8 protein-coding genes are annotated in these 7,558 nt (G+C 67.9%); 3 read left to right on the top strand and 5 right to left on the bottom strand.

From position 1 onward, the window contains the following. From KBY78_RS14230 to KBY78_RS14220, 3 genes are all read right to left on the bottom strand, one after another. A partial coding sequence (locus KBY78_RS14230; protein WP_255144146.1) for a peptidoglycan recognition family protein occupies positions 1 to 587 on the bottom strand: 587 nt, incomplete at its 3' end. Continuing rightward, positions 581 to 2,296 carry a M61 family metallopeptidase gene (locus KBY78_RS14225; RefSeq protein WP_255144145.1) on the bottom strand — a complete coding sequence of 572 codons (1,716 nt, stop codon included), beginning with the start codon at positions 2,294 to 2,296 and terminating at the stop codon, positions 581 to 583. The genes KBY78_RS14225 and KBY78_RS14230, both read right to left, overlap by 7 nt. A gap of 7 nt (positions 2,297 to 2,303) precedes the next feature. Next, positions 2,304 to 2,621, bottom strand: a complete 318-nt coding sequence (locus KBY78_RS14220) for a DUF1257 domain-containing protein (RefSeq protein WP_255144144.1) — start codon at positions 2,619 to 2,621, stop codon at positions 2,304 to 2,306. 34 nt (positions 2,622 to 2,655) lie between these two features. On the opposite strand from KBY78_RS14220, the gene purN reads away from it, so the two are divergent. Beyond that, entirely contained in the window at positions 2,656 to 3,363 is a 708-nt protein-coding gene (gene purN, locus KBY78_RS14215) for a phosphoribosylglycinamide formyltransferase (protein WP_071934226.1), read from the top strand. Here the strand turns inward: purN and argC are convergent. Then, positions 3,302 to 4,378: an N-acetyl-gamma-glutamyl-phosphate reductase gene (argC, locus tag KBY78_RS14210; RefSeq protein ID WP_255144142.1), complete on the bottom strand. Its 1,077-nt coding sequence runs from the start codon at positions 4,376 to 4,378 to the stop codon at positions 3,302 to 3,304. The genes purN and argC overlap by 62 nt on opposite strands. Positions 4,379 to 4,601: 223 nt before the next feature. Here argC and ribBA point away from each other — a divergent pair, with 223 nt between their 5' ends. Beyond that, positions 4,602 to 6,194, top strand: coding sequence for a bifunctional 3,4-dihydroxy-2-butanone-4-phosphate synthase/GTP cyclohydrolase II (gene ribBA, locus KBY78_RS14205; RefSeq protein ID WP_006171498.1), 1,593 nt, complete (start codon positions 4,602 to 4,604; stop codon positions 6,192 to 6,194). Between the two features lie 23 nt (positions 6,195 to 6,217). On the opposite strand, the gene KBY78_RS14200 is transcribed toward ribBA, so the two are convergent. After that, the gene (locus KBY78_RS14200; protein WP_255144141.1) at positions 6,218 to 6,658 is read right to left on the bottom strand and encodes a peptidylprolyl isomerase; all 441 of its coding nucleotides are present in this window, start codon (positions 6,656 to 6,658) and stop codon (positions 6,218 to 6,220) included. Between the two features lie 90 nt (positions 6,659 to 6,748). Here KBY78_RS14200 and mtnP point away from each other — a divergent pair. Next, on the top strand, positions 6,749 to 7,558 hold an 810-nt coding region (gene mtnP / locus KBY78_RS14195; protein WP_255144140.1), incomplete at its 3' end, for an S-methyl-5'-thioadenosine phosphorylase.

Below are 7,558 nucleotides of genomic sequence, written 5' to 3'. Positions count from 1 at the left end.
GCGGAATTGCCGGCCCCGAAAGCCCGTTGGCCGGGATCGAGCACGTCGATCACCTGACCATCAAGGTCGATCAGGGTGTGATAGCTCACCTGATCGTCATCCCTGGGATGGGGGGTCTGGAAGGTGCGCAGGGCTGAGCCGATCCCATACACAGTTTCATGCAGGACCACCACCTGGGGAGTGGGATCGGTCGGATGGCCGAAGGCATCGCGCTCGAAGCGCACCCCGTAATTGCTGGGGTCGATCGGCAGGCGCCGTCGACGCTCGGGCAACGCCGCGAGCTCCCCCTCCAGCCGCTGGCGCAGCCGCGGGTCGAGGTCGACACACTGACGGGCCAGGGGGCTGACCCAGGCCGGCCGTGGTGGCGGCAGGGGCGAGGGCCGCCGGGGCGGAGAATCTCGTGAGGGTTGCGGCTGGGTGACCTGCTCGAGCAGTTGCAGCAGCGAAGGGCGGCTGGCGGCCTCGGAGCTGGCGGTGAGATCACGGCCCAGCCAGCCCAGGCAGCCAAGGCCCAGGATCACCGCTCCGCCCAGAAGACCCATGGCCAGGGGCTTACCGCGCAGACGCTGCAGAAGGGTGTTCAACATGGCACCACTCCCAGCCACTGGCGGCGGCGCTGCTCCGCCTCGGGTCCGGCAGCAGGATCCACCAGCAGCCGCCAACTCTCGATCGCCGGCGCCGCTGCGGTGATGGCCAGGGTGCGCAGACGCCCACGCCTGCTGATGGTGATCGCCTGGCACTGCTGTTCCTGCAGCAGCGGAGCCAGATCTTCTGGCTTGCGCAGGCGAAGACCATCCAGGGCAATCAGCTCATCGCCCAGCACCAGGCCGGCCTCCTGGGCGGGCCCACCGCGCACCACTCGAACCACCTCCAGGGCTCCTCCCTGCAGCGAAGACTTCAGACCGAGATTGGCCGCCGAGGCCCGCTGGGGCTCCAGCATCAGACCCACTTCCTGGAGGTAGGCGGGCAGATCGGGATCCTCAAAGCCATCCAACCAGGCGGGCAGGCGATCGGCCAGACCAGGCGAGCGGGCGCTGAAGGCCTCCAGCAGGTCGTGCTCCCGGTAGCCCCGGCCCCAGCGGCCCAGACGGGCCCAGAGATCCCGCAGCACCTGGGCCAGACACGATCCCGAGCGGCGCAACTCCAGATCGAGGACCAGTGAGAGGATGGCTCCCTTGAGGTAGTAACTGATCTGATTGTCGTCGCTGTTGGCCTCACGCCGGTAGAGCTTCACCCAGGCCTCCTCGGAGCTCTGGCGCAGGCTCTGCCCACCAAGACGACCTGGGATGAGCAGGTAACGGCTGAGATCGGTACCTAAATCGTGCACGACATCATCTTCGCTCGATAAACCAGCCAAGTGCGGCAGGAGCTGGTCGAAATAGCTGGTGACCCCTTCGGCGAACCACAGACCGGGCACGATCACGGGCCTGTCGTAGTCGATCGGGCAGAGGGCAGCGGGCCTGAGCCGGCGCACATTCCACTGGTGGAGATACTCGTGGGCCACCAGCTGCAGCAGCTGGCGATAGCCCTCGGGCTTGAGCAGGGTCTGGCGGCCGAACTGCAGCACTGTGGAGGTGTCGTGTTCCAGACCTCCGTAGCCCTGATCGAGCAGATGCAGCACGAACAGGTACTCGGGAGCGGCAGGTGCGGACTCGCCCATCAACCGGCAACAGGCCTCACACACCGCCGCCACGTCCTGCAGCAGCGTGGGGTGGGCCTTGAGCAGGCTGTCCGGCGCGGTGGCCTCCCAGCAGACCCAGCGATGGGGCACTCCGGCCACGCTGAACCGGTGCTCACGGTGGGGCCCCGTTTCCACCGGGGTGTCCACCAGCTGATCGAAGTCGGCCAACAGCCAGGTCCCATCGGCCTGAAGCGGCAAGGGCACGAAGGCCTGCCAGCCCGCCGGCAAGCGCAGGCTCAGGCGGTGGGGGGTCCAGCGTTCTCCCTCGACCTGCAGCGCCAGGGCCGCAAGGGCCAGAAAGCCGTGGTCGCCATCGAGGTGGCAGGTGCGCACGGTCAGGTCGGAGGCCAACACGTCGTAGTGGATCTCCAGCGGCTGCAGTGATGGCAGCTCAAGCCGCCAGCCGGCGGGATCACTACGGCTCGGCAGCAGGCGTTCTGTTCCCTGGCGAATCTCCAGGGCTTCCAGGTGACGGACGTAATCGCGGATCAGGTAGGAGCCCGGTGTCCAGGCGGGCAGACGCAGGCGCAGCACCTTGGTGGCCGGCGTGAAGCGGAGGCTGACATGGACCAGATGGCGGTGGGGCTCGCTCAGGTCCAGAGAAAGTTCAACCACCCGGCCTTCAGGACACCAGTTCGATCGAGGCCATCGGCAGCTCAAGGGCAGCGTCCTGCAAGGCGAGCCGGGCGGCATAGCGCCGGGTGAGGCGGCCCAGGAAAGTCTGCAGGGGACGGGAACGGCTCAGTCGCTGCAGATCGCCGAGAAGGGCGAAACTGCCGTCGGTCTGGCGGCACCAACCGATCCACTGCTCCCCGGCGAAGCGAACCTTGAGATCAACCGGGGTGGGCTCCCCGGCAAAGCCTTCGAGCACACCGGCACGGATCGGGTCACAACCGAGGTCGGCCAGGGAGGCTGCCAGCAGATCCAGATCGCGGATCACCGTTGGCAGGATGGAGAGATGGGACAAGACGCCAATGCCCGCTTCGCCAGACCCTAGCGATCCGCCCGGTTGTGTCCAGTGGCCGTTGGCACAGCCCTGGCCCCCGCAAGCCAACGAGCTGCGGCTTGGGGTGATGGCCTCCGGGGAGGGCTCCAACTTTGAAGCGCTGGTGGCGGCCTGCCGTGAAGGGCCCCTGCGGGGCCGGGTGCTCCAGCTGGTGGTGAACAATCCCGGCTGCGGCGCCCAGGAGCGGGCCCGTCGGCTGGGGATCCCCTGTGCCTTGGTGGATCACCGCCGACACCGAAGCCGTGAGGAGCTGGATGGCGCCCTGATCGAAACCTTCGCGGCCACCGGTGTGGATCTGGTGGTGATGGCCGGCTGGATGCGGATCGTCACCCCGCTCCTGATCGGCGCCTTCCCCTCGCGCCTGATCAACATCCATCCATCGTTGCTGCCCAGCTTCCGGGGCCTCGATGCCGTGGGCCAGGCCCTCGCTGCAGGAGTCACCCTCAGCGGCTGCACCGCTCACCTCGTGACCGAGGACCTCGACGGAGGCCCGATCCTGGCCCAGGCCACCGTTCCGGTGCTCCCCGGCGACGACCGCGACACTCTGGCAGCCCGGATTCACCAGCAGGAACACCGCCTGCTGCCCCTGGCCGTGGCCCTCGCCGCCGCTCGGCTCAGGGATAGAACGGGAGCAGCGGCAAACCCATCGACGCCGGCAGGCCGGCCATCAGATTGAGGCACTGCACCCCCTGTCCCGCCTGGCCCTTGACCAGGTTGTCGACGGCGCTCATCAGGATCAGCTGGCCCGTGCGACTGTCGACCTGAACCGAGAGCAGGGCCCGGTTGGTCTGGCGGGTCCATTTGGTGGAGGGGTAGGTGCCCACTGGCAGCACCTCCACGCAGGGGCTGTGGCGATAGGCGGCCTGAAGCACGGTGGTGCAGTCTTCGGCGGTCAGGCCCGGATCCCGCAGCCGCCCGTAGACCGTGGCCAGCAGACCCCGCACCATCGGCATCAGGTGCGGAGTGAACTGCAGCTGGATCGGCTGCCCCGCCACCTGGCTGGCGGTCTGCTCGATCTCGCTGGTGTGGCGGTGCCCCACCACGCCGTAGGGAGCCACGGCCTCGCCCGCTTCCGCCAGGAGCAGAGTCTCCTTGGCGGCTCGGCCACCGCCGGAGGTGCCGGTCTTGGCATCGATGATGATGCCGCTGCGATCGATCAGACCCTGCTTGAGGAAGGGCAGCAGCGGCAAGAGGCTGGCGGTGGGGAAACAACCAGGGGCCGCCACCAGCCGCGCCGCGCTGACACGCTTCTCCTCCCACTCCACCAGGCCATAGACCGCCTCGGCGCAGAGAACGTCATCGTGACGCTCAAACCGTTCGGCCTCGCTGGAGTACACCTCCTTCCACTGGGCCAGGGAGCGATAGCGGTAGTCGGCGGAGAGATCCACCACCTTCACCCCCCTCTCCAGCAGGGCGGGCACCAGCTGGGAGGCCAGCCCACTGGGAAGGCTGAGCACCGCGAAGTTGGCCTCAGCGGCGATTGCCTCGGGGTCGGGGGCCCGCACCACCGGGTTGCCCTCCAGGGGCAGGAAGGGAACCAGCTCGCTCCAGGCGTGGCCGGCACTGCGCTCACCCCCCAGATAACTGACCACGAATTCGGGGTGGTGATGGAGCAGGCGCAGGGTCTGAAGGCCGCCATAGCCGCTGGCGCCGATCACCGCGACGCGCCGGGCTGCTGTGGGGCTGACCATGCCGGAGGATCTGGGGCGCTGATCGTACCGGGCCCCCGCTCACGTTGAGCCAGCAAGTGATAGAGAATGCCTGATACCCGGTTCAGCTGTTCTGACTGTTCGCTCCGAGCGTTCCGCTCCCCTCGCCGGCGTCTCTGACGCCCCCCCACTCGCTGATCCGGGCCACGACCCGATCCGTTTCGATTCGATCGGCGATGCCCTCGCCGGCATCCGTAACGGCGAAATGATCGTCGTCGTCGATGATGAAAATCGCGAAAACGAAGGTGATCTGATCTGCGCGGCCCAGTTCGCCACTCCCGAGCAGATCAACTTCATGGCCACCGAAGCCCGTGGCCTGATCTGCCTGGCGATGGAAGGGGAGCGCCTCGACGCCCTCGAGCTGCCGCTGATGGTCGACCGCAACACGGACAGTAACCAGACCGCCTTCACCGTCAGCGTCGATGCCGGGCCCGAAAACGGCGTGAGCACGGGCATCAGCGCCGACGACCGCGCCCGCACGATCCAGGTGGCGATCCATCCGGCCAGCCGCCCGGCGGACCTGCGCCGGCCGGGCCACATCTTTCCCCTGCGGGCCCGCCAGGGCGGCGTGCTCAAGCGGGCGGGTCACACCGAGGCGGCCGTCGATCTCGCCCGTCTCTCCGGCCTCTACCCCGCAGGGGTGATCTGCGAGATCCAGAACCCTGATGGCTCGATGGCCAGGCTGCCCCAACTGGCGAGCTACGCCCGGCGCCATGGCCTGCGCCTGATCAATATCGCCGACCTGATCAGCTACCGGCTGGAAACGGAACGCTTCGTGCGCCGCCAGGCCGAAGCCGAAATGCCGAGTGCCTTCGGTCAGTTCCGGGCGATCGGATACCGCAACGAGCTCGACGACAGCGAGCATGTGGCGATCGTCAAAGGGCACCCCGAGCTGGCCAGCGGACCGGTGCTGGTGCGAGTGCACTCGGAATGCCTCACCGGCGACGCTTTCGGCTCCCTGCGCTGCGATTGCCGGCCCCAGCTGGAGGCGGCCCTGCGCATGATCGAAGCCGCCGGCGAGGGGGTGGTGGTGTATCTGCGCCAGGAGGGTCGGGGCATTGGCCTGATCAACAAGCTCAAGGCCTACAGCCTTCAGGATGGCGGCCTTGACACCGTCGAGGCCAATGAGCGCCTCGGCTTTCCCGCCGACCTGCGCAACTATGGCGTCGGTGCCCAGATTCTCAGCGATCTGGGGGTTCATCACCTGCGCCTGATCACCAACAACCCACGCAAGATCGCCGGCCTCGGCGGCTACGGGCTGCGGGTGGAAGACCGGGTGCCGCTGGTGATGGATCCGGGCCAGCACAACGCCGCCTACCTGCTCACCAAACAGACCAAACTCGGCCATCTGATGCACTCCGGCCCGGCCCGGGAGCACACCGGGGCGGGCGGGCCCACAGCGGTGATCTCCTGGAGCGCCACGACCATGGCGCCGGAGCAGGCGGAAGCCGAGCACTGGCCCCAGCTGCGGCAGTGGGCCAGCCAGAGGGGGCTGGAGCTGCTGCGGGAGGAGCATCCCCGCCTGCTGGCCCTGCTGGGGCAACCTCAGCTTGCGCTGTTGCTCGCCCAGCAGGCCGGAGGGGACCAGCGCCTGGCCGAGGCTGATCTGCTCTCAGCCCTGACCTTGATGGCCGGCTGGGCCGGCACCAGGGCCGTGAGCCTGCTGCTGAGTCCCGATGCCCAGCGCAGCGCCCACCCCAGCTCCACCCTTGAGCCCGAGCGCCGGCCATTGCAGGAGCTCACTCAGGTGAGCCCCCAGCTGGTGACCACTCCCGGTGCCTTCGTGCGCTGGGGCTGAGCACCCAGCCGGAGCATGCAACCTCAGGGCAGGATCGTCACTTTGTTGATGCGGGTGCCCTTGCGGATCGCCAGCACCACATCCACATTGCTGGCCTGACCAAACACGGTGTGGACCCCATCCAGCTGGGGCTGGGTGTCATGGCAGAGGAAGAACAGGCTGCCGCCGGTGTCCTTGCCCGAATGGGCCATCGAGAGGGTGCCCGCCTGGTGCTTGCGGCTGTTGATCTCACAAGGAATCTTGTAGCCGGGGCCGCCGGTGCCGGGCATGCCACTGGCGCCGGCGCGGGTGTTGGGGCAACCGCCCTGCGCCATGAAGCCATCGATGACGCGGTGAAACGCCAGGCCGTCATAGAAGCCCGATTCGGCCAGCTTGACGAAGTTCGCGACACTGCCGGGGGCATCGGTGTCGAACAATTCGAGTTCCACCGTGCCTGCATCGGTCTCCATCAAAGCTTTGGTCATGGGGCTCAGAGCAAAAGCGGACTGTATCGAGTCTCGGGTAGAACGGTCCCCAGTCCTGCACGGGGCTTTCCCCTTCAGTCGGTCAAGCCCATGAGCCCCAACGTCGCTGCTTCGAGCCAGGGCCTCGACCTGAGCCGCGCACGCCTGGGGGTCCTCGGTGGCAGCGGGCTCTATGCCATCGAAGGGCTTGAGGACATCCGTGAACTCACGGTGGACACGCCCTTCGGGCCACCATCGGACGACCTGCGCCTGGGGAGGATCGGGGGGCTGGAGGTGGTGTTCCTCGCGCGCCACGGACGCCACCACAACCACCTGCCCACAGAGGTGCCCTACCGGGCCAACCTCTGGGCCCTGCGCTCGCTGGGCGTGCGCTGGATCCTCTCCTGCTCCGCCGTGGGATCTCTGCAGGATCCCCTGCGGCCCCTCGACATGGTGGTGCCGGATCAGTTCATCGACCGCACCCACTCCAGGCCCGTGAGCTTCTTCGGCGGCGGCGCCGTGGCCCATGTGGGCATCGCTGATCCGTTCTGCCCGAGCCTCAGCCGGCTGCTGGCCGATGTGGCTGAAAGCCTGATGCCGGCGGGCCGCCAGCTGCACCGCCGCGGCACCTATCTCTGCATGGAAGGGCCGGCCTTCTCCACCCGTGCCGAATCGAACCTCTACCGCAGCTGGGGCTGCTCGGTGATCGGCATGACCAACCACAGCGAGGCCCGCCTGGCCCGGGAAGCCGAGATGGCCTATGCCACCCTGGCCATGGTCACCGACTACGACTGCTGGCACGGGGATCACGCCTCGGTGACCGTGGATCTGGTGATCGAGAACCTGCACGCCAACGCAGCCCTGGCCCAGCAGATCGTGGCGGTGGCGGCGGAGAGGATCGATGCCCCGAGGCCGCTCAGC

The sequence above is a fragment of the Synechococcus sp. EJ6-Ellesmere genome, assembly GCF_024345875.1.
GTDB lineage: Bacteria > Cyanobacteriota > Cyanobacteriia > PCC-6307 > Cyanobiaceae > Regnicoccus_A > Regnicoccus_A antarcticus.
This window is presented reverse-complemented; position numbering and strand designations above follow the sequence as displayed.

Coding starts and splice junctions, on each gene's coding strand:
- purN (WP_071934226.1), top strand. CDS start 2,656: ATGCCCGCTTCGCCAGACCCTAGCGATCCGCCCGGTTGTGTCCAGTGG.
- argC (WP_255144142.1), bottom strand. CDS start 4,378: ATGGTCAGCCCCACAGCAGCCCGGCGCGTCGCGGTGATCGGCGCCAGC.
- ribBA (WP_006171498.1), top strand. CDS start 4,602: ATGATCGTCGTCGTCGATGATGAAAATCGCGAAAACGAAGGTGATCTG.
- KBY78_RS14200 (WP_255144141.1), bottom strand. CDS start 6,658: ATGACCAAAGCTTTGATGGAGACCGATGCAGGCACGGTGGAACTCGAA.